The organism is Nocardioides sp., assembly GCF_014360585.1.
Lineage (GTDB): Bacteria > Actinomycetota > Actinomycetes > Propionibacteriales > Nocardioidaceae > Nocardioides.
Window position 1 is genome coordinate 16,726 of sequence record NZ_JACIXG010000018.1, and the last position, 20,798, is coordinate 37,523.

General features: G+C 68.8%; 22 protein-coding genes, 1 other RNA gene and 1 riboswitch. Of the genes, 15 read left to right on the forward strand and 8 right to left on the reverse strand.

Features of this window, described 5'->3' with window-relative positions; all coding sequences use genetic code 11:
• Positions 1-103 precede the first annotated feature (103 nt).
• Together H5T77_RS08230 and H5T77_RS08235 are read left to right on the forward strand one after the other, a co-directional pair.
• Entirely contained in the window at positions 104-1,006 is a 903-nt protein-coding gene (locus H5T77_RS08230; RefSeq protein WP_292647475.1) for an HpcH/HpaI aldolase/citrate lyase family protein, read from the forward strand.
• Between the two features lie 70 nt (positions 1,007-1,076).
• Complete coding sequence (locus H5T77_RS08235) at positions 1,077-1,997, forward strand: methylenetetrahydrofolate reductase (protein ID WP_292647478.1); 921 nt, start codon at positions 1,077-1,079, stop codon at positions 1,995-1,997.
• 1 nt (position 1,998) lies between these two features.
• On the opposite strand, the gene H5T77_RS08240 is transcribed toward H5T77_RS08235, so the two are convergent.
• The 7 genes from H5T77_RS08240 to ku all read right to left on the reverse strand — a co-directional run bounded on the left by H5T77_RS08240 (position 1,999) and on the right by ku (position 8,257).
• Entirely contained in the window at positions 1,999-2,823 is an 825-nt protein-coding gene (locus H5T77_RS08240) for a tryptophan 2,3-dioxygenase (RefSeq protein WP_292647480.1), read from the reverse strand.
• On the reverse strand, positions 2,820-4,079 hold the full coding sequence (kynU, locus tag H5T77_RS08245; protein ID WP_292647483.1) for a kynureninase: 1,260 nt from the start codon (positions 4,077-4,079) through the stop codon (positions 2,820-2,822). The genes H5T77_RS08240 and kynU overlap by 4 nt, the downstream gene beginning before the upstream one ends.
• Positions 4,076-4,708 (reverse strand): arylformamidase, encoded by a 633-nt coding sequence (kynB, locus tag H5T77_RS08250; RefSeq protein WP_292647485.1) that lies wholly within the window; start codon positions 4,706-4,708, stop codon positions 4,076-4,078. The genes kynU and kynB overlap by 4 nt, the downstream gene beginning before the upstream one ends.
• A gap of 34 nt (positions 4,709-4,742) precedes the next feature.
• Positions 4,743-5,558, reverse strand: coding sequence for an alpha/beta fold hydrolase (locus H5T77_RS08255; RefSeq protein ID WP_292647487.1), 816 nt, complete (start codon positions 5,556-5,558; stop codon positions 4,743-4,745).
• Between the two features lie 52 nt (positions 5,559-5,610).
• Entirely contained in the window at positions 5,611-6,900 is a 1,290-nt protein-coding gene (locus H5T77_RS08260) for an RNA polymerase sigma factor (RefSeq protein ID WP_292647489.1), read from the reverse strand.
• On the reverse strand, positions 6,897-7,256 hold the full coding sequence (locus tag H5T77_RS08265) for a YciI family protein (RefSeq protein ID WP_292647492.1): 360 nt from the start codon (positions 7,254-7,256) through the stop codon (positions 6,897-6,899). The genes H5T77_RS08260 and H5T77_RS08265 overlap by 4 nt, the downstream gene beginning before the upstream one ends.
• 143 nt (positions 7,257-7,399) lie before the next feature.
• Positions 7,400-8,257: a non-homologous end joining protein Ku gene (gene ku, locus H5T77_RS08270; protein WP_292647495.1), complete on the reverse strand. Its 858-nt coding sequence runs from the start codon at positions 8,255-8,257 to the stop codon at positions 7,400-7,402.
• A gap of 119 nt (positions 8,258-8,376) precedes the next feature.
• On the opposite strand from ku, the gene H5T77_RS08275 reads away from it, so the two are divergent.
• The 6 genes from H5T77_RS08275 to H5T77_RS08300 all read left to right on the forward strand — a co-directional run bounded on the left by H5T77_RS08275 (position 8,377) and on the right by H5T77_RS08300 (position 14,170).
• Positions 8,377-9,357: an ATP-dependent DNA ligase gene (locus H5T77_RS08275; RefSeq protein WP_292647498.1), complete on the forward strand. Its 981-nt coding sequence runs from the start codon at positions 8,377-8,379 to the stop codon at positions 9,355-9,357.
• Positions 9,357-10,274: a non-homologous end-joining DNA ligase gene (gene ligD, locus H5T77_RS08280; RefSeq protein WP_292647501.1), complete on the forward strand. Its 918-nt coding sequence runs from the start codon at positions 9,357-9,359 to the stop codon at positions 10,272-10,274. Before H5T77_RS08275 ends, ligD begins: the two co-directional genes overlap by 1 nt.
• A gap of 14 nt (positions 10,275-10,288) precedes the next feature.
• On the forward strand, positions 10,289-10,969 hold the full coding sequence (locus tag H5T77_RS08285) for a response regulator transcription factor (protein WP_292647504.1): 681 nt from the start codon (positions 10,289-10,291) through the stop codon (positions 10,967-10,969).
• A gap of 213 nt (positions 10,970-11,182) precedes the next feature.
• Positions 11,183-11,357, forward strand: a riboswitch (cyclic di-AMP (ydaO/yuaA leader).
• Between the two features lie 2 nt (positions 11,358-11,359).
• A complete protein-coding gene (locus tag H5T77_RS08290) occupies positions 11,360-12,172 on the forward strand; it encodes a C40 family peptidase (protein ID WP_292647507.1) in 813 nt (270 codons plus the stop codon).
• 155 nt (positions 12,173-12,327) lie between these two features.
• The gene (gene prfB / locus H5T77_RS08295) at positions 12,328-13,446 is read left to right on the forward strand and encodes a peptide chain release factor 2 (RefSeq protein ID WP_292647510.1); all 1,119 of its coding nucleotides are present in this window, start codon (positions 12,328-12,330) and stop codon (positions 13,444-13,446) included.
• A gap of 4 nt (positions 13,447-13,450) precedes the next feature.
• Positions 13,451-14,170, forward strand: coding sequence for an alpha/beta fold hydrolase (locus H5T77_RS08300; protein WP_292647513.1), 720 nt, complete (start codon positions 13,451-13,453; stop codon positions 14,168-14,170).
• 12 nt (positions 14,171-14,182) lie between these two features.
• On the opposite strand, the gene H5T77_RS08305 is transcribed toward H5T77_RS08300, so the two are convergent.
• Positions 14,183-14,800 carry a hypothetical protein gene (locus H5T77_RS08305; protein WP_292647516.1) on the reverse strand — a complete coding sequence of 206 codons (618 nt, stop codon included), beginning with the start codon at positions 14,798-14,800 and terminating at the stop codon, positions 14,183-14,185.
• A 75-nt stretch (positions 14,801-14,875) separates the two neighbouring features.
• Here H5T77_RS08305 and ftsE point away from each other — a divergent pair, with 75 nt between their 5' ends.
• The 7 genes from ftsE to H5T77_RS08340 all read left to right on the forward strand — a co-directional run bounded on the left by ftsE (position 14,876) and on the right by H5T77_RS08340 (position 20,794).
• The gene (gene ftsE / locus H5T77_RS08310) at positions 14,876-15,565 is read left to right on the forward strand and encodes a cell division ATP-binding protein FtsE (RefSeq protein ID WP_292647519.1); all 690 of its coding nucleotides are present in this window, start codon (positions 14,876-14,878) and stop codon (positions 15,563-15,565) included.
• A 57-nt stretch (positions 15,566-15,622) separates the two neighbouring features.
• Positions 15,623-16,531 (forward strand): permease-like cell division protein FtsX, encoded by a 909-nt coding sequence (gene ftsX, locus H5T77_RS08315; protein ID WP_292647522.1) that lies wholly within the window; start codon positions 15,623-15,625, stop codon positions 16,529-16,531.
• A 24-nt stretch (positions 16,532-16,555) separates the two neighbouring features.
• On the forward strand, positions 16,556-17,821 hold the full coding sequence (locus H5T77_RS08320; RefSeq protein ID WP_292647525.1) for a M23 family metallopeptidase: 1,266 nt from the start codon (positions 16,556-16,558) through the stop codon (positions 17,819-17,821).
• A 63-nt stretch (positions 17,822-17,884) separates the two neighbouring features.
• Complete coding sequence (smpB, locus tag H5T77_RS08325; RefSeq protein ID WP_179656766.1) at positions 17,885-18,364, forward strand: SsrA-binding protein SmpB; 480 nt, start codon at positions 17,885-17,887, stop codon at positions 18,362-18,364.
• Positions 18,365-18,437: 73 nt separating this feature from the next.
• Positions 18,438-18,808, forward strand: a transfer-messenger RNA (tmRNA) gene (ssrA, locus tag H5T77_RS08330).
• 240 nt (positions 18,809-19,048) lie between these two features.
• Positions 19,049-19,930 carry a phenylalanine 4-monooxygenase gene (locus tag H5T77_RS08335; RefSeq protein WP_292647530.1) on the forward strand — a complete coding sequence of 294 codons (882 nt, stop codon included), beginning with the start codon at positions 19,049-19,051 and terminating at the stop codon, positions 19,928-19,930.
• Between the two features lie 36 nt (positions 19,931-19,966).
• Positions 19,967-20,794 carry a hypothetical protein gene (locus tag H5T77_RS08340; RefSeq protein ID WP_292647531.1) on the forward strand — a complete coding sequence of 276 codons (828 nt, stop codon included), beginning with the start codon at positions 19,967-19,969 and terminating at the stop codon, positions 20,792-20,794.
• Positions 20,795-20,798 lie beyond the last annotated feature (4 nt).

Below are 20,798 nucleotides of genomic sequence, written 5' to 3' on the forward strand. Positions count from 1 at the left end.
AACCAGCTCTGCCCGCAGGCTTCCTACTCGCGAGTCACCGACGCGTTGGTTTACCGTCCAAATCGCGTCCAGCCGAGGACGCCAGTTGGGAGATAGACGAACGATGAGCACGAGCCAGATCGCCGAGAAGCGCGAGGTGCGCGAAGCCAACCGAGTCGAGGGCCACAACGCCCGGTCCTGGCTCCTGGTCTCCGCGATGCGTACGGAGATCTTCGATGACGCGCAGCTCAGCCGCGCAGACCAGATCATCCTCGACATGGAGGATGCGATCGACACCTCGCTGAAGTCACAGGCGCGTGCGAACGTGACCGACTGGCTCAAGGGCGGCGGCCGTGCCTGGGTACGCATCAACGACTGGACGACCGAGGACTGGAGTGAGGACATCTCGGCGCTGGCCGGGATCGAGACGCTCGCCGGTGTGATGCTCGCGAAGACCGAGTCGCCCGACCAGGTGACCGACACCTTCCAGCGACTGGGCGGCAGGACCCCCGTCATCCCGCTGCTCGAGTCGGCGCTGGGGATCGAGGACGCCGCCACGATCGCCCGGGCCCGCGGCGCCTACCGGCTCGCGTTCGGCTCCGGCGACTACCGCCGCGACACCGGCGCGGAGAACGACCCCCTCGCCATGGCCTACCCGCGGACCAAGCTGGTCCTGGCCTCGCGGATCGGCAACCTGCCCGGTCCGATCGACGGCCCGACGGTCGGCAGCAGCCACCCGCTCCTGCGCGAGCAGTCCGCCGACGGCGTCGCGATGGGTATGACCGGCAAGCTCTGCCTCGACATCGAGCAGCCCTCGGTGATCAACGAGTCGTTCAGCCCCACCCCGTCCGACGTGACCTGGGCCCACGAGTTCCTGCACAAGTTCGAGGAGGGCGGCCGCGTGATCCGCGACGGCAGCGACAAGCCGCGCCTGGCTCGCGCCGAGACGATCAAGCGTCGCGCCGAGCTGTTCAAGATCAAGCCGGACACCTACGGCGACCCGGTCTCGGGCCCGAGCGTCTACTGACGCGGCCGACTCGGCGCGCTGTGGTGGGACAGCCGCGCCGAGCCGGCACTCCTCGGCTAGCGTTGAGGCTGTGGATCTGCAGCAGCGCATCAGTGACCGAGCCGGTGAGATTCTGCTTTTCGCCGTCACCCCGCCGAGGGTGACGACGGACCCCGAGAGGGTGCAGCAGATCGCGGAGGTCACGCTCGAGCGCATCCGGCCGCTGGATGTCGACGGACTGATCCTCTACGACATCGACGACGAGTCCGATCGCAATCCCGAGGAACGGCCCTTCCCGTTCGTACGCACCCTCGACCCGGCCGAGTTCCTCGAGCGCAACCTCGCCGGCCTCGACGTGCCGGCCGTCGTCTACCGAGCCACCGGGAAGTACGACGAGGGGGAGCTGCGGGACTGGGTCAAGACCCAGGACCCGGCCAGGTCGCTGTCGGTCTTCGTCGGTGCCTCCTCGGGTGAGAAGCGGGTGGCGACCAGCCTGCGCCGTGCCCAGGAGATCCGGAAGGAGACCAACCCCGACCTGCTGCTCGGCGCGGTCGCGATCCCCGAGCGACACACGGCCAAGGGCGATGAGCACCTTCGGCTGATCGCGAAGCAGGAGGCGGGCTGCTCCTACTTCGTGACCCAGGTCGTCTACGACGTCAACGCCGCCAAGAACCTCGTCTCCGACTACCGCTACGAGTGCGAGAACCGCGGTCTGCAGCCGGTGCCGATCGTGTTCACCTTCTCCGTGTGCGGCTCGATGAAGACCCTCGAGTTCCTCCGTTGGCTCGGCGTGGACGTCCCGCGCTGGATCGAGAACGAGCTGCGCCACGCCACTGACACCCTCGACGCCTCGCTCGAGCAGGCCGAGGCGACTGCGCTCGAGCTGATGTCGTTCTGCCGGCAGCTCGGTGTGCCGTTCGGCATCAACATCGAGTCCGTCTCGATCCGGAAGGTCGAGATCGAGGCCTCCGTACGCCTCGCGGAGCGGCTCCGGGCGAAGCTGGCCCGCTGACCTACAGGCCGGTCCGCATCGCCCACAGCTCGGGGAACAGGATGATGTCGAGCTGTTTGCGCAGGTAGCCGACACCGGAGGTCCCGCCGGTGCCGGGCTTGAAGCCGATGATCCGCTCGACGGTGGTGACGTGCCGGAACCGCCAGACGCGGAAGGCGGTCTCCAGATCGGTGAGCTCCTCGCCGAGCTCGTAGAGGTCCCAGTGCTTCTCCGGGTCGCGGTAGACCTCGCGCCAGGCCGCCTCGACGGCTTCGGACGCCGCGTACTCCCGCTTCCAGTCCCTGGTCAGGTGTGACTCCGGGATGTCGAAGCCTCGGCGGGACAGCAGCCGCAGCGACTCGTCGTAGAGAGACGGGCGTCCGTATGCGGCCAGCACATCCTGCTCGTGCGGCCGTCCCTCGTGCACGCGAAGCGTGTGGACCGCCTTGTTGCCGAGCGCGAACTCGATGCAGCGGTACTGCCACGACTGGAACCCCGAGCCGGTCGCCAGATAGGGGCGGAACTTGTCGTACTCGGTCGGGGTCAGTGTCGAGAGGACGTCCCAGGCGTGCACGAGCTGCTCCATGACCCGGGAGACCCGGGCCAGTCCCTTGAACGCCGGGCGCACCTCGTCGACCGAGAGCAGTCGTTGGGCCTCGGTCAGCTCGTGCAGCGCGAGCCGCATCCACAGCTCCATCGCCTGGTGCTGCACGATGAAGAGCATCTCGTGGTGGTCGCCGGAGAGCGGGTTCTGCGCGCCGAGCACCTCCGGCAGGTGGAGGTAGTCGGAGTAGTCCATCGGAAGGTCCTGCGCACCGCTGACGTCACTGCTCGTGTCATGGCTCATGTCACTGCTCCTCGGGTCCAGAAGCGCTCGGCGCGCCATTCGTCGTTGTCCATCACCGCGACCAGGTGGTCGACGGCGTCCCAGATGTCGACGTAGCGCGTGTAGAGCGGGGTGACGCCGAAGCGCAGGATGTCCGGGGAACCGGCACGGAAGTCCCCGACGACGCCACGTTCGATGAGCGCCTGCACGATCGCGTACGCCCCTTCCCCTGAGCCGAGGCTCAGCGACAGCTGGCTGCCGCGCCGCGCGTCCTCCAGCGGCGACTCGATCACGAACCCGGGGAGCCGGGAGGCGACGAGGTCGGCGAAGAGCCGGGTCAGCGCGAGCGACTTCACCCGCAGCGCTCGCAGACCGCCGTACGTCTCGGCGGCGAGCAGCGTGTCGACGCCGCACTCCAGGGCGGAGGTGCCGATGACGGCGGGGGTGCCGGACAGGTAGCGCGAGACCCCTTCCGCCGGCCGGTAGCCCGGCGACATCTCGAACGGCGCCGCGTGACCCATCCAGCCCGACAGCGGCTGCTCGAAGCGGTCGACGTGGCGCGGGTTGACCCACAGGAACGCCGGTGCGCCGGGGCCGCCGTTGAGGAACTTGTAGCCGCAGCCGACCGCGAAGTCGGCATCGGCACCACGAAGGTCCACCGGCACGGCACCCGCGGAGTGGCACAGGTCCCAGACCGCGAGCACACCGTGCTCGTGGGCGCGCGCGGTCACCGCGGTCATGTCGTGCAGGTATCCGGTGCGGTAGTTGACCTCGGTGAGCATCAGCACCGCGGCGCGGTCGAGCAGGCTCTCGATCTCGTCGGGCGAGTCGACCAGCACCAGCTCGTAGTTGCGCTCGCGACACAGCGAGGAGGCGATGTAGAGATCGGTCGGGAAGTTGCTGCGCTCACTGATCACGACCCGCCGCTCAGGCGCGTCGGCCGAGGCGATCGAGAGCGCTGAGGCGAGCGCCTTGTAGACGTTGAGCGAGGTCGAGTCGGCGACCACGACCTCGTCCTCACCTGCGCCGACGATCCGGGCGATCTTGTCGCCGACGCGCTGGGGAAGGGTGATCCAGGAGGCGGTGTTCCAGGACTCGATCAGCCCGCGTCCCCACTCCTGGGTGACCACCTCGGCCACCCGGCCCGCGGTGGCGCGGGGGAGCGCGCCGAGAGAGTTGCCGTCGAGGTAGATCGTCCCCTCGGGCAGGTCGAAGAGCTCCCGCAGCGGGGCCAGCGGGTCGGCCTGGTCGAGAGCGACTGCGTCGTCGCGGTTCATCCGGCGACCTCCTCGAGAGGCCTGAGCACGGCCCGGACGGGCGCGGCGTCGGCGGTGGTGAGCTTGAGCGGGAGCGCGATCAGCTCGTAGTCGCCCGGCGGGACCTCGTCGAGCAGGAGGTTCTCCAGGATGCGTACGTCGTGACGATGGGTCGCGAAGTGCGCCGGCAGGTCCTTGGAGTCGGACGGGTCCAGGCTGGCCGCGTCGGTGCCGACCAGCCGCACCCCGTGCGAGGCGAGCAGATCGATCAGCGCGGGATCGAGCGCGCAGAAGTCGTCGTCCCAGGTCGGCGGCTGGGTGGCGTACGTCCGGAACAGCACGCGCGGCGGCAGGTCGGTGACGTCGACGTCATCGACGGTGACCAGCGGCCGCACGTCGGAGACGTCGACCACCCGGCACGGCCCGAGGAACGGCTCCAGCGACATCTCACCGGCCGGTGTGCCCCCGTCGGTGAAGTGCAGCGGAGCGTCCGCGTGCGCGCCGACGTGGGCCGAGAGGGTCAGCTCGGCGACGTTGACCGGACACCCCGGGCCGATCCGGAACGTCCAGCCGACCTCGGTGGCATGGTCACCGGGGAAGACCGGCGACGATGCGTGGACGGGTGGGGAGATGTCCCAGAGCTGCGCCATGGCGCCAGGATAGGCCGCCTCCGGACACAGCCGTTCAGGCGGTGAGGAACTCGGTCGCGACCGGCGCGAGCGCCTCGGCCTTGACCATGTGGTCCTGCCCGTCGAGGACCACGTAGCGGCCGTCCGGGACCGCCCGGGAGATGGCCTGCTGGGCGTTGGTCATGTAGGTCGGGCTCTTGCTGCCGGCGCCCGAGAGCACCGGCACCGTCACGTTCTTGTAGTAGCCCTTCGGCAGCGGCCGCCCCTGCTGGAACGGCACACACATGCCCAGGTCGTAGGTCAGCGTGTGCGCCACCGGGGTGAGCTTCTTGAACATCGGGGACAGGCGCATGATCTTGACGGCGATCAGGGGCATGCCGACCATGCGCATGAACAGCTCGATCGCGGCGGCCCGCTTGCCCTTCTCGACGAGAGCCTCGACCTGCTGCGCCAGATCGGCGTCGTTGGGGCGGTGGGTGTCGTCGAGGATGAGCGGCGCCTCGTAGGCGACGATCTTGTCGATCGGCAGCCCCGCCCGTGCGCCCTCGAGCGCGAGGAAGGCACCGGAGCTGAGGCCCAGCAGGTGGGCGTGACCGCCGGCCGCCTCGATCACGGCGCCCAGGTCGGCGACCTCCTGCTCGACCGCCTCCATGGTGCCGACTTCAGCGGGCTTGGCGATGGTGCTCTCGCCCCGGCCGCGGCGGTCGTAGCGGTAGACGGTGAACCGGTCCGAGAGCGCGTCGGCCAGCTCCTGCGACGGTCCGAAGCCGCGGTAGCACATCGCCCCGTCGACGAGGACGAGCGCCGGGCCGGTGCCGGTGACGTCGTAGGCGATCGTGGAGCCGTCGGCGGAGGTGGTGGTCTTGGTCATGGCGATCTTCCCTAATCCAGCGGTTGTAGAGCCGGTGAGGCCCGGTTGATGCTTACGCGTCGGACGAGCTCTCGTCGTTTCGACACGCGGCCGCGCGTTTCTCCAGAAGTTCTCGTTCCTCGGCGTTGGCGGTCGCCGCGGCGGCCTTCTCGAACGCTTCCGCGGCCGCGAGGTGGCGCCCGGCGCGATGCAGCAGGTCACCACGTACGCCGGCCGGTAGATGCGATCCCGGGAGCGCGCCGTCGGGGAGGGCCGCCAGGATCTCCAGCCCCGCGTCGGGCCCGAAGGCACGCCCGTGCGCCACGGCCCGGTTGACCTCGATGACGGCGCCCGGGGCAGCGGCGGCGAGCACGTCGTAGAGGCGTGCGATCTCGGCCCAGTCGGTCTGTTCGGCCGTGCGGGCGCGGCCGTGGCACGCGGCGATCATCGCCTGGACCAGATAGCTCCCGCCCGGGGTGCCGGACGAGGCCAGCGCCTTCGCCCGGTCGACGGCGGTCAGACCGCGCCGCAGCAGGAGCTGGTCCCACCGGGTCCGGTCCTGGTCCTCGAGCAGCACCGGATTCCCCTCTGCGTCCGTCCGGGCCGCGAGCCGTGAGCCCTGGATCTCCAACAGCCCCTGCAGCGCCTGCGCCTCGGGGTCTCCTGGAGCGAGCGCGGCCAGCATCCGGGCCAGCCGCATCCCCTCCAGGCACAGCTCGGGCCGGGTCCACGACGGCCCGGACGTCGCGGCGTAGCCCTCGTTGAAGACCAGGTAGATCGTCTGCATCACCTCGCGCAGACGGGCAGCCCGCTCTTCGCCCACCGGAAGCTCGAACGACGCCCCGGCCTCGGCCAGGGTGCGTTTCGCCCGCGAGATCCGCTGGCCGACGGCCGACTCCTTGGCGAAGTAGGCCCGCGCGATCTCGGCAGTGGTCAGCCCGCCCACGAGCCGCAGCGTCAGCACCGTGCGGGAGTCGGGCGCCAGAGCCGGATGGCAGGAGAGGAACATCAGCCGCAGCACATCGTCCTCGATGTGATCCACCGCGGCGGCCAGGTCCGGCATCTCACCCTCCTCCAGCTCGTGGCCCAACAGGGCGACCTTGCGGCGCAGCACCTCGTCGCGGCGGAACCCGTCGATCGCGCGCCGCTTCGCGATCGACATCAACCATGCCCCGGGGTTGCGAGGGATGCCCTCGTGCGGCCACTGCTCCAGCGCCGCGACGAGGGCATCCTGGGCCAGATCCTCGGCCAGGTCGAGGTCGTGGGTCATCCGCGCCAGACCGGCGAGGAGGCGTACGGACTCGTTGCGCCAGACCGCGACGATCGCTTCCTCGGGGTCTGGACGGAGTGGCCCAGAGCTCATTCCGCCGGCGCCGGCGGACCGACCAACGGCCGCATCTCCACGGCCACGTCCTGCCCGGGCCACAGCTCCTCATGGAGCTGGACCATCCGCCGCCCGAGCTCGACGGCCTCGTCGTGGGAGCGGACCTCGAACAGCGAGAACCCGCCCGCGACCTCCTTGGCCTCGGCGAACGGCCCGTCGATGTGGGTCACCTCCCCGGCGGTCAGCCGGATCTCCAGGCCGGGGCCGAGCCCGTCGGCGTCGAGCAGGATGCCGTCGGCGTACTGCTGCTTGATCTCGCCCTCCACCGCCTCCATCAGAGCCATCGGGGGCGGCCCGGCGTCGGGGGCCATCTTCACCAGCATCATGTAGCGCATCAGTCTCTCCTTGCGGTTGCGCGACGCTTCCGTTGCGCGTCGTCGCCTACGCGTCGAGCAGAGCCTGCCCTCTTCGACACGACGACACCAGAAAGTTTCTGCGTGCCGCGCCGGTCGTCTCCTCGCTCCGCGCGGTTCTCTCCTCAGGAGGCCTCCGAGGCCTTCTCCTCGCCCTTGTCCTCGTCCTCGTCGGACGCCTCCTCGGGGACCTCTTCGCCGCGCGACTTCTTCGCCGCGGCGACGGAGCGCTGCAGAGCGGCGAGCAGGTCGACGACCTCGCCGGAGGTCTTGGTGGAGGTGGGGGTCCGCTCGACCTCGCCGCCCTCGATCTTGGCCTTCACCATCTCCTCGATGGCCTCGGCGTAGTCGTCGGAGAACTCCTCGGGGTGGAAGTCGCCCGCGAGCGTCTCGACGAGCATGTTGGCCATCTTGATCTCGGAGTCCTTGATCTCGCCCGCCTCGACGTTGAAGTCCGGCACCCGGATCTCGTCGGGCCACATCATCGTCTGCAGCACGATCACGTCGCCGTTGTCCGTCGGCCGTACCCGCAGCGCGGCGACGGTCGTACGCTGCCGCAGCGCGACGGTCACCAGCGCGACCCGGTCGGCATCGAGCAGGGCCTGGCGCAGCAGCGCGTAGGGCTTGACCCCGGTGTTCTCCGGCTCGAGGTAGTAGCTCTTCTCGAAGAGCATCGGGTCGATCTGCTCGGAGGGCACGAACTTCTCCACCGCGATCTCGCGCGAGGAGGTCGTCGGCAGGTTGGCGAAGTCGTCGTCGGTGAGGATGACCATCTCGCCGTCCTCGGTCTCATAGCCCTTCGCGATCTCGGAGTAGGGCACCTCCTCCCCGTCGATCGAACAGATCCGCTGATAGCGGATCCGGCCGCCGTCGGCCTGGTGCACCTGGCGGAAGGAGACGTCGTGGGACTCCGTCGCCGAATAGAGCTTCACAGGCACGCTGACCAGCCCGAACGAGACAGCGCCCTTCCAGATCGCACGCATGCGGACCCCTCGTCAGTTGGGATGGATTCACCAAGTATCTGTCGGATTCCCCGATACCGGTACCCCATTCACCCACGTCAGAGCCACCACGCGCAGCCGCGAGATAGCAAGATGGGGCCATGCGCTCAACGCTGCGTCCCATGCTGGCCACGCCCGGCAGCCACGTGCCGCCGGGGGAGGAGTGGGTCCATGAGGTCAAGTGGGACGGCATCCGTCTCCTCGGCGACAGCCCCGAAGGGCGTACGCAGACCCGGCTGACCACACGCAACGACAACGACGCCACCCCTGCCTGGCCCGAGATCGCCACGGGCCCGAAGCGCGACGTGCTCGTCGATGGCGAGGTGATCGCGCTCAACGACTCCGGGCTGCCCGACTTCCGGGTGCTGATGGACCGGATGCACAACCGCGACGTCCGCCGCGCTGCACGGTTCGCGGAGCGGATCCCGGCGACGTACATGGTCTTCGATCTTCTCCGTCTCGACGGGCGGCTGCTCATCGAGGAGTCCTGGGCCGAGCGGCGCAAGGTCCTCGAGGCCGTCCATGCCCAGGGCGACCTGGGCTCGTGGCAGCTGCCGGCGACCTACGACGACGGGCAGATGCTCCACGAGGTGACGCGGGCGCAGGGGCTGGAGGGGATCGTGTCCAAGCGGCGCGGCAGCCGCTACCGGCCCGGCGAGCGGAGCAAGGACTGGGTGAAGCTGGCCCACCGCTACCGCGCCTCGCTCGTGGTCGGCGGCTGGCGGCCCGAGGTGGGCACCGAGGGCGGCACCGAGCGTCTCGGCGCCCTCCTCGTCGGGCAGCCGACGCCCGCCGGTCTGATCTACAGAGGAAGGGTCGGCAGCGGCATCACCGGCAAGCGGGGCCAGCGGCTCGGGGAGCTGCTCCGCGAGACCGGGCGCAGCCCCTTCGCTGGCCCCGACGTCGACCCCGACGGGGGAGTGCCGACGGTGGACGCCCGCGGCACCCACTGGGTCGAGCCGCTCCTCGTCGTGGAGGTGGAGACCCACGGCACCGCCGTCGCGGCGGCGAGCTACAAGGGCCGGCTGCGGCAGCCGAGCTTCATCGGGATCAGGGACGACGTCTCACCGGAGGATCTGTGATGGTCGAACGAGAAGAGGTACGTGTCGAGGTCGACGGTCGGGTGCTGACCCTGACCAGCCTCAGCAAGGTGCTCTATCCCCGCACCGGGATGACGAAGGGCGAGGTGCTCAACTACTACGCCCAGGTGGCGCCGGCGCTCCTGCCGCAGCTCCAGAACCGCGCCGTGACGAGGATCCGCTGGCCGCACGGCATCGGCGACATGTCGTTCTTCGAGAAGAACGCACCGGCCGGCACGCCCAGCTGGGTCCGCACGGTCATCGTTCCGACAACGGGATCCCGAACCGCCGACCACAAAGAGGGAACACTCACCTTTCCGATCCTCGACAGCCTCGCCGCGCTCACCTGGGCCGCCAACCTCTCCGCACTCGAGCTGCACGTCCATCAGTGGACGGTCGGCGCCGACGGCACCCCGGCCGGTGCGAACCGGATCGTGATCGACCTCGACCCCGGCGAGCCGGCCGGTCTCCAGGAGTGTTGCGAGGTCGCGCTGCTGGTGCGCGACGCGCTCGGTGCCCGCGACCTCGCCGCGACGCCGGTGCTCAGCGGCAGCAAGGGTCTTCATCTGTACGCCGCCCTGCCGGAGCCCGTCGAGCCGGACGCGGCCACGGCGCTGGCCAAGGAGATCGCCGAGGACCTGCAGAAGGCGAACCCGAGCAAGGTGACCGCGACGATGACCAAAAGCCGCAGGTCAGGGAAGGTTTTCCTGGACTGGTCGCAGAACTCCGGCTCGAAGACGACCATCTGTCCCTACTCGCTGAGAGGCAAGGACACCCCGACCGTGGCAGCTCCCGTCACCTGGGACGAGGTCACCGAGGGAGCCGAGGATCCGCTCGGTATCGAGCAGCTCGGACCTAACAATGTGATCACGCGCTTATCTGAAAGGGGGGATCTCTTCACAAGCCCTACGGGCCTGTAACTATTGTTCTCTTCATGTCTAACTCCGTGCTCGTCGTAGAAGACCAAGAGGACATCGCCGCTCCGCTGGTGCGCACGCTCCAGCGTGAGGGGTACGACGTCACCTGGGTCGACTCCGGCAAGAAGGCGCTGGAGCTGCTGGCGCCCCCCTACGAGGCCGAGCTCGTGCTGCTCGACCTGGGCCTTCCCGACATGGACGGGCTCGAGGTCTGCAAGGCCGCGCGGGACAACGGCTACGAGGGCGGGATCATGATCCTCACCGCCCGGGACGCCGAGATCGATCTGGTGGTCGGCCTCGACGCCGGCGCCGACGACTACCTGGCCAAGCCGTTCGCGCTGGCCGTCCTCCAGGCTCGCGTCCGAGCGCTCCTGCGCCGCTCGGGCCCGCTCGAGCCCGGCGACGACGACGACGCGCTGCGCATCGACGTCGCCGCCCACCGTGTCTACGCCGGCGAGCGCGAGGTGACCCTGACCGGCAAGGAGTTCGCGCTCCTGGCCGTGCTGGCCGCCTCTCGCGACAAGGTCGTCTCCCGGGACCGGCTGATGGCCGAGGTCTGGGACGAGAACTGGTACGGCTCGACGAAGACGCTCGACGTCACCGTCGGACGCCTGCGCCAGAAGCTCGAGGCGGCCGGTGTGCAGGAGAAGGTCGTCGCCGTCCGCGGGGTCGGATTCCGGCTCGAAGCGGCGGAGTGAGGGCCGCTCGGACCCGGTCCCAAACGGCCGTCTGCCGGTGAGATGACTCACAAACGACGGTAAAACCACGCGTAAACACGTGGTTTCTGCCCCAAATGCGCACATTCCGGATTGGCTCCGCTCGAGTTGCCATGTCACCTTGGTTGAGCCGTGCAGAACGCACGACCGGCCCCGGTACACGCCGAATCCTGTCCCTCCGGAAGCCGGCCCCTACTACTGAACCCCCTTACCCCTCACACTCAGCAGTACGTATGGGACAGGAGCGGGGGACCCAAGATCCACGCGACTAACTCGGACGGTCGCTCGGGGTGAAGCCATCGCAAGATGGCCGGGCAACCTTCTGGCCCGAACCCGACAGCTCACCTCGCAGGCGTGGGAAGGAACTCACGCATGTCCAAGTCCGTATCCCGCCCTGCCCATCGAGGCACGGCGCGCCAGTTCCGGGTGCCGAACGTATCCGTAGTCCAGACGATCGCAGGATCGCTAAGCGGCCACGGAAAGCTCCTCGGCCGCATCACCCTCGCCAGCGGCATCGCCGCGGGTGCCCTGGTGGCGGTGCCCGCCGCCAACGCCGCCCCGGCCGCCCAGGAGCCGAACCTCGAGTCGGCCACGGTGGTGGAGGCTCCGATCCTGGAGGCCTCGGCCACGCCCACGGCGATGCTCACCGACATCAAGCAGCTCGAGAGGGCTGTCGAGGTGCAGGAGCGCAAGGCCGAGGCAGCCCGCAAGGCTGCCGAGGCGAAGCGCAAGGCAGCGATCGCGGCCAAGAAGGCCGCGGAAGCGAAGAAGAAGGCCGAGGCGAAGGCCGCGGCAGAGGCCAAGGCCTTCGCAGCGAGCCAGCAGGGCAAGATCGAGCGGGCGATCAGCGTCGCCTCGGAGCAGATCGGCGACCCGTACGTCTGGGGTGCCACCGGCCCGAGCGCGTTCGACTGCTCCGGCCTGACGCAGTACGCCTTCAGTGCCGCCGGTATCGAGCTGCCCCGGGTCTCGCGGGACCAGGCCGCTGCGCTGCCGCCGGTGCCGAACGACCAGATCCAGCGCGGTGACCTGATGTTCTGGGGTAGCCCGGTCTACCACGTGGGCATCTTCCTGCGCTGGGAGAACGGCCAGGCGATCATGCTGCACGCCCCGAAGCCGGGAACCGCTGTTCGTGAGGAGGCTGCCTGGGACGGCTGGTTCGCCGGCTCGATCCGTCAGGCCTGAGGTCTCTCGGGCCCGTTCCGACGGGCTCGCGCCGATGTATCCCTTTCGCGACATCCCCCTGGCGCTCGCCCTCCGGTTCCCCATGCCGGAGGGCGAGCGCATATCCGAGGCCCGCGAATCGGGTGCGGCACCACGCGTCAAGTAACCTTGAGGACGTGGCAGGCCCCGAATTCGACACCGAGATCAAGCAGCTCCAGGCAACGATGCAGACCATCGGCCAGGTGCTGGACCTGGACGCGATGCGCACCGAGATCGCCGACCTCGGCGAGCAGGTCGCGGCGCCCGACCTCTGGGACGACCAGGACAACGCCACCCGGGTCACCGGCCGCCTCTCCCTGCTGCAGGGCGAGCTCAACAAGTTCACCGAGCTCCACACCCGCATCGAGGACCTCGGCCTGATGGTCGAGATGGCCCAGGAGGAGGGCGACGCCGACTCGCTCGCCGACTCCGTGGCCGAGCTGAACCGGGTCAAGAAGGCTGTCGAGAGCCTGGAGATCCGCACCCTGCTCTCGGGGGAGTACGACTCCCGCGAGGCCGTGATCACGATCCGTGCCGGGGCGGGCGGCGTCGACGCCGCCGACTTCGCCGAGATGCTGATGCGGATGTACGTCCGCTGGGCCGAGCAGCACAAGTACCGGGTCGAGGTCTTCGACACCTCCTACGCCGAGGAGGCCGGGCTCAAGTCCGCCACCTTCGCGATCCACGCTCCCTACGCCTACGGCACCCTGTCGGTCGAGGCCGGCACCCACCGTCTGGTCCGGATCAGCCCCTTCGACAACCAGGGCCGGCGGCAGACCTCCTTCGCCGCGGTCGAGGTCGTGCCCGTCCTCGAGCAGACCGACGAGATCGACCTCGACGAGAACGACATCAAGGTCGACGTCTACCGCTCCTCGGGCCCCGGCGGCCAGTCGGTCAACACCACCGACTCGGCTGTCCGGCTGACCCACATCCCCACCGGCACCGTGGTCTCCTGCCAGAACGAGAAGTCGCAGCTGCAGAACAAGGCCGCCGCGATGATCGTGCTCAAGGCCAAGCTGCTCGCGCTGAAGAAGGCCGAGGAAGAGGCGCAGATCAAGGAGCTCAAGGGCGACGTCGCCGCCTCCTGGGGCGACCAGATGCGCAACTACGTCCTCAACCCCTACCAGATCGTCAAGGACCTGCGTACGACCTATGAGGTCGGCAACCCGCAGGCCGTCTTCGACGGCGACATCGACGGTTTCCTCGAGGCCGGTATCCGCTGGCGTCGGGGTGCTGAGAAGGCCGAGCAGAACTGACTTGATGGTTGCGCAGACGCGCACCAGGCTTCCACTTCCCGGCCGCGGGGCGGCGTACGTCTATGACGTCTACGGCCCCGAGGGTGGAACGCCGATGGTGCTGTTGCACGAGCTCGGAGGCACGGCGAAGCGATGGCATGGGGTCGTGCCGTCGTTCGCGGCCGAGCACCGCGTCCACGCTTTCGACCTGCGTGGGCACGGGGACTCGGACTGGGCCTCGGAGTACTCTCACCGGCTCATCGCCGACGACGTCATCGTGGCGATGGACGCGCTCGAGATCTCGGGTGCCGTGCTCGTCGGGCACTCGACCGGCGGCAACGTCGCGCTCCTGGTCGCGATGCACCGGCCCGACCTGGTCTCGCGGCTGGTCATCGAGGACGTCGTGCCACCTGCGCCGCGCGACCGCCGGGGCCCCGGGCGCGCGACCAGGCCGATGCCGCACGACTGGGAGTGCATCGCGTCCCTCCTCGTCGAGGCGACGACGTACGACGCGTGGATGTGGGAACAGCTCGAGCTGCTGCCCATGCCGACCCTGATCGTGGCCGGCGGAGGCAACAGCCACATCCCGCCGGAAGACCTCGAGAAGGTCGCCCACCGGATCCCGGAGGCCGACCTCGTCCACTTCGACGTCGGCCACTTCGTGCATCGCAACAAGCCCGCGGAGTTCGCGGAGGCAGTCCTTGCCTGGCTCGCGTCCCGCGACCGGGCCTCGGTCAGCCGGTAGCGGACCTGCTCGTCAGGCGGAGGCGGCGGTCGCCGTCACCAGGCACCAGCGGGAGGCGCGCTTCTGCAGCGTCGCGGTCTCCTCGCCGGCCTTGCCGGTGAGCTCGCAGGAGAGCCAGGCGTCGCCGAACAGGCCGCGCAGGACCACCTTCGGCTGCTTCTTCGCGTCGACGCAGGTGAGCGCGACCGACGGTTTCCCGTACGCAGGGCTCGACGAGGCCTTGCAGCCCTTGGGCACGCTCTTGGTCATCTGGGTGGCCCAGTCCAGCGTGACCGGCGGGGCGAAGACCCAGGCGCGGGCAGAGGTGGCCGAGCCCTCCGGCCCGGTCCAGATGCAGCCGTACTCCTGGGCGACGTCGGTCTTCTCGCCCGTGATGACGGTCTGGTCGCCGTCGCCGTAGGCCTTCTTCTCGGCCGCGGCGCCGCCCAACGCGTCGGTGACGTCCTCGGTCGGGACGCGGTCGCAGAAGGCGCCCCGGCGCACATGCATCGTGGTGGTGTCAGCGGTGCTGAGGTCGCCCTTCACCTCGGGTGTCTCGGGCTCATCGTCTTTCAGGGTGAGCACGCCGACCCCGACCGCGATCACGGTGAGGACTACGGCACCGAGGAGGATCCGGACTGCAGAGCGCACGTCGTCAGAGTACAGGGGTCGGTATCTCAGAGCCGAAGTGTCGAGTCCCACCACGGTTGCACTACCCTCGGCGGGGTGATCCGCTTCGAGAAGGTCAGCAAGGCCTATCCAGGGCAGGCGCGGCCCGCCCTCAACAGCCTTTCGATCGACATCCAGAAGGGGGAGTTCGTCTTCCTCGTGGGCCAGTCGGGCTCGGGGAAGTCGACGGCGCTCAAGCTGATGCTGCGCGAGCAGCGGCCGAGCTCGGGCCGGGTCTACGTCGCCGGCAAGGAGATCAACCGGCTCGCCGGCTGGAAGGTGCCGCGGCTGCGTCGCCAGGTCGGCACGATCTTTCAGGACTTCCGTCTGCTGACCAACAAGACCGTCGCCGAGAACGTCGCCTTCGCGATGCAGGTGACCGGTCACTCCAACCGCGAGATCCGGGAGCGCGTCCCAGAGACGCTCGAGCTGGTCGGCCTCGACGGCAAGGGCGACCGGATGCCCGACGAGCTCTCCGGTGGTGAGCAGCAGCGGGTGGCAGTCGCCCGCGCCTTCATCAACCGGCCGATGATCCTGATCGCCGACGAGCCGACCGGAAACCTCGACCCCGGCAACACCGTCGGCATCATGCGCCTGCTCGACCGCATCAACCGGTCCGGCACCACCATCGTGATGGCCACCCACGACGTCCAGATGGTCGACCAGATGCGCAAGCGCGTCATCGAGCTCGAGCACGGCCACCTCGTGCGCGACCAGGTCCAGGGCGGCTACGGCGCTCAGTTCTGAGCCGGCCCCCTCACCGTCGACCAGGTTCTACAACCCAGAAAAGGCTCTCGACCCGCCATGCAGCTGCGCTACGTATTCACCGAGCTTCGCCAGGGGCTCCGCCGAAACCTGTCGATGCACGTCGCGGTGGCCCTGACCCTGCTCGTCTCGCTCACCCTGGCCGGTGTCGGTCTGCTGCTGCGTGAGCAGGCCCAGCTGACCGAGGAGGTCTGGGGCGACGAGCTGCAGATCACCTTCTACATGTGCAACGGCGCCAACGACCGCAACCCGCAGTGTGCCGGTGCCGTCGACGACAGCCAGAAGGAGGTCATCACCAACGCCCTCGAGGACAACCGGTACGTCGACAAGATCGAGCCGGAGAGCCAGGAGCAGGCCTACAAGCGGCTGCAGGCTCTCGACGTCGAAGGCGTCAGTGGTCCCGACCCGGTGGTCAAGGCCGGAGACATGTGGGAGTCCTACTGGGTGACGATGACCGACCCACACCACTCCGCCGAGATCATCGAGGCCGTCGCCGGCCTGGACGGCATCGACCACGTCGGTGACGTCCACGAGGTGACCGGGCCCATCCTCGCCGCGGTCGACGGGCTGCAGAGCGCGGCGCTGGTCGGCGCGATCGTGCTGATCGTCGCGGCGCTCCTGCTGGTCGCCAACACCATCCGGCTGGCAGCCTTCGCGCGCCGCCGTGAGATCGGGATCATGCGGCTGGTCGGTGCCTCGACGCTCTACATCGCGCTGCCGTTCCTCCTGGAGTCGCTCGTGGTGGCGCTGGTCGGCATCGGCCTGTCCGGGGTCGCGCTGGCCGCGGTGATGCACTTCGGCGTCGAGCAGCGGCTCTCGTCCACAGCGGTGACCCAGTGGGTCGGCTGGGAGGAGTTCTTCAGCTCCTTCGCGATCGTCGCGCTCCTCGGCATCCTGCTCACCCTCGTTCCGACACTCCTGCTCACCCGCAAATACATCAAGGTCTGACCCGGGTCGTTTAGCGTCTGAGTGGTGCACGCCTTCCCCCGTGCCGGTTCGCTTGCCGCTGTGCTCAGTTGCGCCGTGGTGGCTGCCGTGCTCTTCTCGCCGCCCCTCCCCTCCTCCGCCGACGAGAGAGACCGTCTCGAGCAGGAGCAGCGCGAGGTCGAGCGGGACCAGAAGGCCGCCGCCAAGGATCTCGAGCACTCCAGCGCCGGCGTGCGGGAGGCGTCGTCGACGTACGCCGCGGCGCAGAAGAAGCTCGACCGGGCCCAGTCACGTCTGGACGAGCTCAACGCGCGGCTCGTCGAGGCACAGGCCGCCCACGCCAGGCTCGAGAGCGAGCTGGCCGAGCAGAGGCGGCTGCTCGCCGCGGCGAAGAGGCAGCTCGCCGAGGGCCAGGCCAAGGTCAAGAGGCAGCGCGAGGAGATGCGTGACGCGATCCTGACCCGGTTCACCGGGGGAGACCCGCAGCTCGCCCAGGCGGCGGCCCTGCTCTCGGGAGGTTCCCTCGAGGACCTGATGCGCCAGCAGACGTACGCCGACGCGGCCGCCGCGGGCCAGGACGCCACCCTCCAGCGGATGGAGGCGACCGAGACGATGCTCGTCGTCCGTGAGACGGAGGTGCAGGAGGCGACGGACGCGATCGCGGCCAAGGAGAAGAAGGCCCGCAAGCTGGTCGCCGAGGTCGACTCGCTCCGGGACCAGGCCGAGGCGGCCCACGCCGAGATGTCCACGCTGGCCGAGCAGGCAGCCACCGCGAAGCGCTCCGCCGAGGCGGCCAGAGCTGCGGATGCCGCCGAGCTGCGCAAGCTCGAGGCCGAGGAGTCGGCGCTGCGTACGAAGATCCGGGCGCTCGCCTCGTCGGGCTCCGGCTCTGACCGGAACGTCGGGTCGGTCGGTGGGCTCTTCGGTGCTCCGGTGTCCGACACCTACGTCACCTCGCCCTACGGGATCCGCAAGCACCCGATCTACGGCTACGTGGCGCTGCACAACGGCACGGACTTCCACGCGCCGTGCGGTCGCCCGTTGCGCGCCATCGAATCGGGACAGATCATCTCGACCTCGTACTCGAGCGTGTGGGGCAACCGTCTCCATCTGTATCTCGGCAAGGTCAACGGACACTCCTACACCGCCGTCTACAACCACATCTCCAGCTATGCGAAGCGTTCGGGGAGCATCGGTCGCGGTGAGACCGTGGCGTACGCCGGGACCACCGGCTGGTCCACGGGCTGCCACCTGCACTTCACGATCCTGCGCGACGGGACCCCGGTCGATCCGGCACCGCTGCTGGGCTGATCTCGCGCGGCTCGCGATCTAAACGTTTCGCGGTCATGCCCCTGCGCCTGAGAGAATGGGAGAATGGCGAAGGAGCAGGGGCGCAAGATGATCGCGCAGAACAAGAAGGCGCGACACGACTACCACATCGAGGACACCTACGAGGCCGGCATGGTCCTGCAGGGCACCGAGGTGAAGTCGCTGCGTGAGGGTCGCGCGTCGCTGGTCGACGGCTTCGTCGACATCGACCGGGGCGAGGCCTGGATCCACGGGATCCACATCCCCGAATACCTCAACGGCACCTGGACCAACCACGCCGCCCGCCGCAAGCGCAAGCTCCTCCTGAACCGCGCCGAGATCGACAAGATCGAGCGCAAGGTCACCGAGAAGGGCCTCACCGTCGTCCCCCTCGCCCTCTACTTCCTCAACGGCCGCGCCAAGGTCGAGATCGGCGTCGCCAAGGGCAAGAAGTCCTGGGACAAGCGCAACACCATCGCCGAGCGTACGGCCAAGCGCGAGGCCGAGGTCGAGGTCGGGCGCAAGCTCAAGGGGATGACGGGCTAAACCGAGTGGGGAATGTCGGCGGGGGCCTGTAGTGTTGTGTCATTGCCTGGTTGCAGGCGTTGAAAACTCAAAAGGGGCTGATCGGTTTCGACTTGGGACGTTGCTCCCAGGGGAAGCGGGTCGAGGAGCCAGCGTCATCTCGTAAACGATCGCTGGAAACCAATAACTGCCGACTCTAAGCGCAGTTCCTTCGCTCTCGCCGCCTGACGCGGTGATCGAAGCGTCTGACCGAGTATCCGTCTCCGGCTCGGAACCAGGCGTCATCTAGGAGACTCACCTCATGCACATGCCGACGGGGCATGAGGGACAACTAGTCGGATGAGCCTGTCGGGGACGTGTCTGTGTCGAGCCCCGGGGATGAGAGAACGCCACCCACAGACTGCACCCGGAGAAGACCTGGCACGGCGCTCGAGGACCGGGGTTCGATTCCCCGCAGCTCCACAAACCTTTGGCCGACGTGTGCCCTCCATTCGGAGGGCCACGTCGGTTTGTCATTTCAGGCGACGCTTCGCGTCGCGGCGGGGGCTTCGCCACCCGCACCCCCGAAGCGCGTGGTTGGCGTGTCTTCGGCCCGGCGATTCTGTTGCTACGGCGGTAAAACTTCCGGCCCTTCGTCTATGCGGCGAAATGACTTCTCTTGCGTGCGCGATAGGGTTGTGAGGCGTACGTCACATGGAGGTAAGGATGTTCGAGGAAGGACAGCTCTACTCGCCCGTCACCGTGGGCGATGATGGGCAGGTCGAGGTGCATCTGGGGGACAACCACCCCGGGTTCGCAGACCAGGACTACCGGGCTCGGCGGAGCGAGATCGCTGCCGCGGCGCTTGGTTGGAAGCCCGGGGAGACGGTGCCCCGGATCGACTACACCGACACCGAGAACGAGATCTGGCGGACAGTGTGCCGTGAGATCGCGCCGCTGCACGCGAAATATGCCTGCCGCAACTACATCGCGGCCGTCGAGGCCCTCAATCTGCCGACCGATCGGGTGCCACAGCTCGACGAGGTGAGCGCCGGCCTGAAGGCGCTGACCGGCTTCGAGTACGTCCCGGCCGCGGGGATCGTCCCGCTGGAGGAGTTCTACGGGAGCCTGGCGGACAGGCAGTTCCACTCGACGCAGTACCTGCGCCATCACGCGGTGCCGCTCTACACCCCGGAGCCCGACATCATCCACGAGGTGATCGGCCACGGGAACCTCCTCGCCGACCCGCAGGTGGCCGAGGTCAAGCGGCTCGCCGGCGCGGCCGCGCGACGCGTCGAGACCCGAGAGGCGCTCCAGGTCGTCGCCGACGTCTTCTGGTTCACCATCGAGTTCGGCGTGCTCCACGAGGACGGCGACCTGAAGGCCTACGGGGCCGGGCTGCTCTCCTCCTACGGCGAGATCGAGGAGATGCATGAGGTGGAGGTGCGTCCGATCGACTTCGCCCAGATGGCGACGGTCGACTACGACATCACCCACTACCAGCCGGTGCTCTTCGCGGCGGAGTCGTTCAGCCACATGGTCGACGAGGTCGGCAACTTCTTCGCGACCTGCGACGACGACACGCCGCAGCGTCTCGGCGCCGCCTAGCCTCAACCGGCCGCTTCCGGGCGCTAGCCTCGGAAGATGATCGACGGCTACCGTAACCACGCGCTGGAGGCGGCCCTTGAGGCCGCCGACATCGACGCGGTCGGAGCCGCGCTGCGTACGGGGCAGGTTGTCGTTCCCCAGCTCGACGAGGCCCGGATCCGGGTCTTTCCCGGGGACCGCGGCAACCGGCCGCCGTACGAGGCGATGCTCTTCTCCTCCCAGGAGTCGCTGGAGACGTTCCTCGCCGAGGACACCCGGCGCCGTGCACAGCTGCGCGGCGGCGACGGCGTGCGCGAGTTCCTCACCGCCAACATCGAGGAGATCGCGTACGTCACCTTCGACCCTGCGGGTCCGAACCGGTTCCGGGCCGGCATCAAGGACGTGCTCAAGGCGCTCGGCCCGAAGCCGCACGTCGACCTGCGCCTGCCGAAGGGGCAGGAGTGGTACGTCGTCGACATGTCCGAGGACGACGTGCGCGACTACCAGCTCGCCGATCTGGTCGACAACGTCCTCCCGAAGGTGCAGCGGTCCAAGACCGAGCAGTCCGAGTGGGCGCAGTGGATGATCGCCGCCAAGGACGCGGCCGCCGAGCAGGGCGCGGCCTTCCTGGCCTTCTGGCTGCAGCGGGTCGGACGACGCCCGTCCGCGCTGGCGGTCGCGCTGAACCGGCCGGCGCCGTTCGGGATGATGCGACACCCGCTGCAGGCCGAGACGACCACGGTGGGGGAGCGGTGGATCGCCTCGCCCGACCGGCTCTACGAGTCACGGCTGATCTACTCCTTCCCACACCCCGACCTCACCGACCTGGCCCTGCCGACCGTCGACCTGGTGGTCGCGACGCTGTCGTGGGGAGACGAGTCGTGAGCGA

What these genes read in the sequence shown, in the direction of transcription:
- H5T77_RS08230 (WP_292647475.1), top strand. Translation starts at nt 104, where the DNA reads ATGAGCACGAGCCAGATCGCCGAGAAGCGCGAGGTGCGCGAAGCCAAC.
- H5T77_RS08240 (WP_292647480.1), bottom strand. Translation starts at nt 2,823, where the DNA reads ATGAGCCATGACACGAGCAGTGACGTCAGCGGTGCGCAGGACCTTCCG.
- kynU (WP_292647483.1), bottom strand. Translation starts at nt 4,079, where the DNA reads ATGAACCGCGACGACGCAGTCGCTCTCGACCAGGCCGACCCGCTGGCC.
- kynB (WP_292647485.1), bottom strand. Translation starts at nt 4,708, where the DNA reads ATGGCGCAGCTCTGGGACATCTCCCCACCCGTCCACGCATCGTCGCCG.
- H5T77_RS08255 (WP_292647487.1), bottom strand. Translation starts at nt 5,558, where the DNA reads ATGACCAAGACCACCACCTCCGCCGACGGCTCCACGATCGCCTACGAC.
- H5T77_RS08260 (WP_292647489.1), bottom strand. Translation starts at nt 6,900, where the DNA reads ATGAGCTCTGGGCCACTCCGTCCAGACCCCGAGGAAGCGATCGTCGCG.
- H5T77_RS08265 (WP_292647492.1), bottom strand. Translation starts at nt 7,256, where the DNA reads ATGCGCTACATGATGCTGGTGAAGATGGCCCCCGACGCCGGGCCGCCC.
- ku (WP_292647495.1), bottom strand. Translation starts at nt 8,257, where the DNA reads ATGCGTGCGATCTGGAAGGGCGCTGTCTCGTTCGGGCTGGTCAGCGTG.
- H5T77_RS08275 (WP_292647498.1), top strand. Translation starts at nt 8,377, where the DNA reads ATGCGCTCAACGCTGCGTCCCATGCTGGCCACGCCCGGCAGCCACGTG.
- ligD (WP_292647501.1), top strand. Translation starts at nt 9,357, where the DNA reads ATGGTCGAACGAGAAGAGGTACGTGTCGAGGTCGACGGTCGGGTGCTG.
- H5T77_RS08285 (WP_292647504.1), top strand. Translation starts at nt 10,289, where the DNA reads ATGTCTAACTCCGTGCTCGTCGTAGAAGACCAAGAGGACATCGCCGCT.
- H5T77_RS08290 (WP_292647507.1), top strand. Translation starts at nt 11,360, where the DNA reads ATGTCCAAGTCCGTATCCCGCCCTGCCCATCGAGGCACGGCGCGCCAG.
- H5T77_RS08300 (WP_292647513.1), top strand. Translation starts at nt 13,451, where the DNA reads ATGGTTGCGCAGACGCGCACCAGGCTTCCACTTCCCGGCCGCGGGGCG.
- ftsX (WP_292647522.1), top strand. Translation starts at nt 15,623, where the DNA reads ATGCAGCTGCGCTACGTATTCACCGAGCTTCGCCAGGGGCTCCGCCGA.
- smpB (WP_179656766.1), top strand. Translation starts at nt 17,885, where the DNA reads ATGGCGAAGGAGCAGGGGCGCAAGATGATCGCGCAGAACAAGAAGGCG.
- H5T77_RS08335 (WP_292647530.1), top strand. Translation starts at nt 19,049, where the DNA reads ATGTTCGAGGAAGGACAGCTCTACTCGCCCGTCACCGTGGGCGATGAT.
- H5T77_RS08340 (WP_292647531.1), top strand. Translation starts at nt 19,967, where the DNA reads ATGATCGACGGCTACCGTAACCACGCGCTGGAGGCGGCCCTTGAGGCC.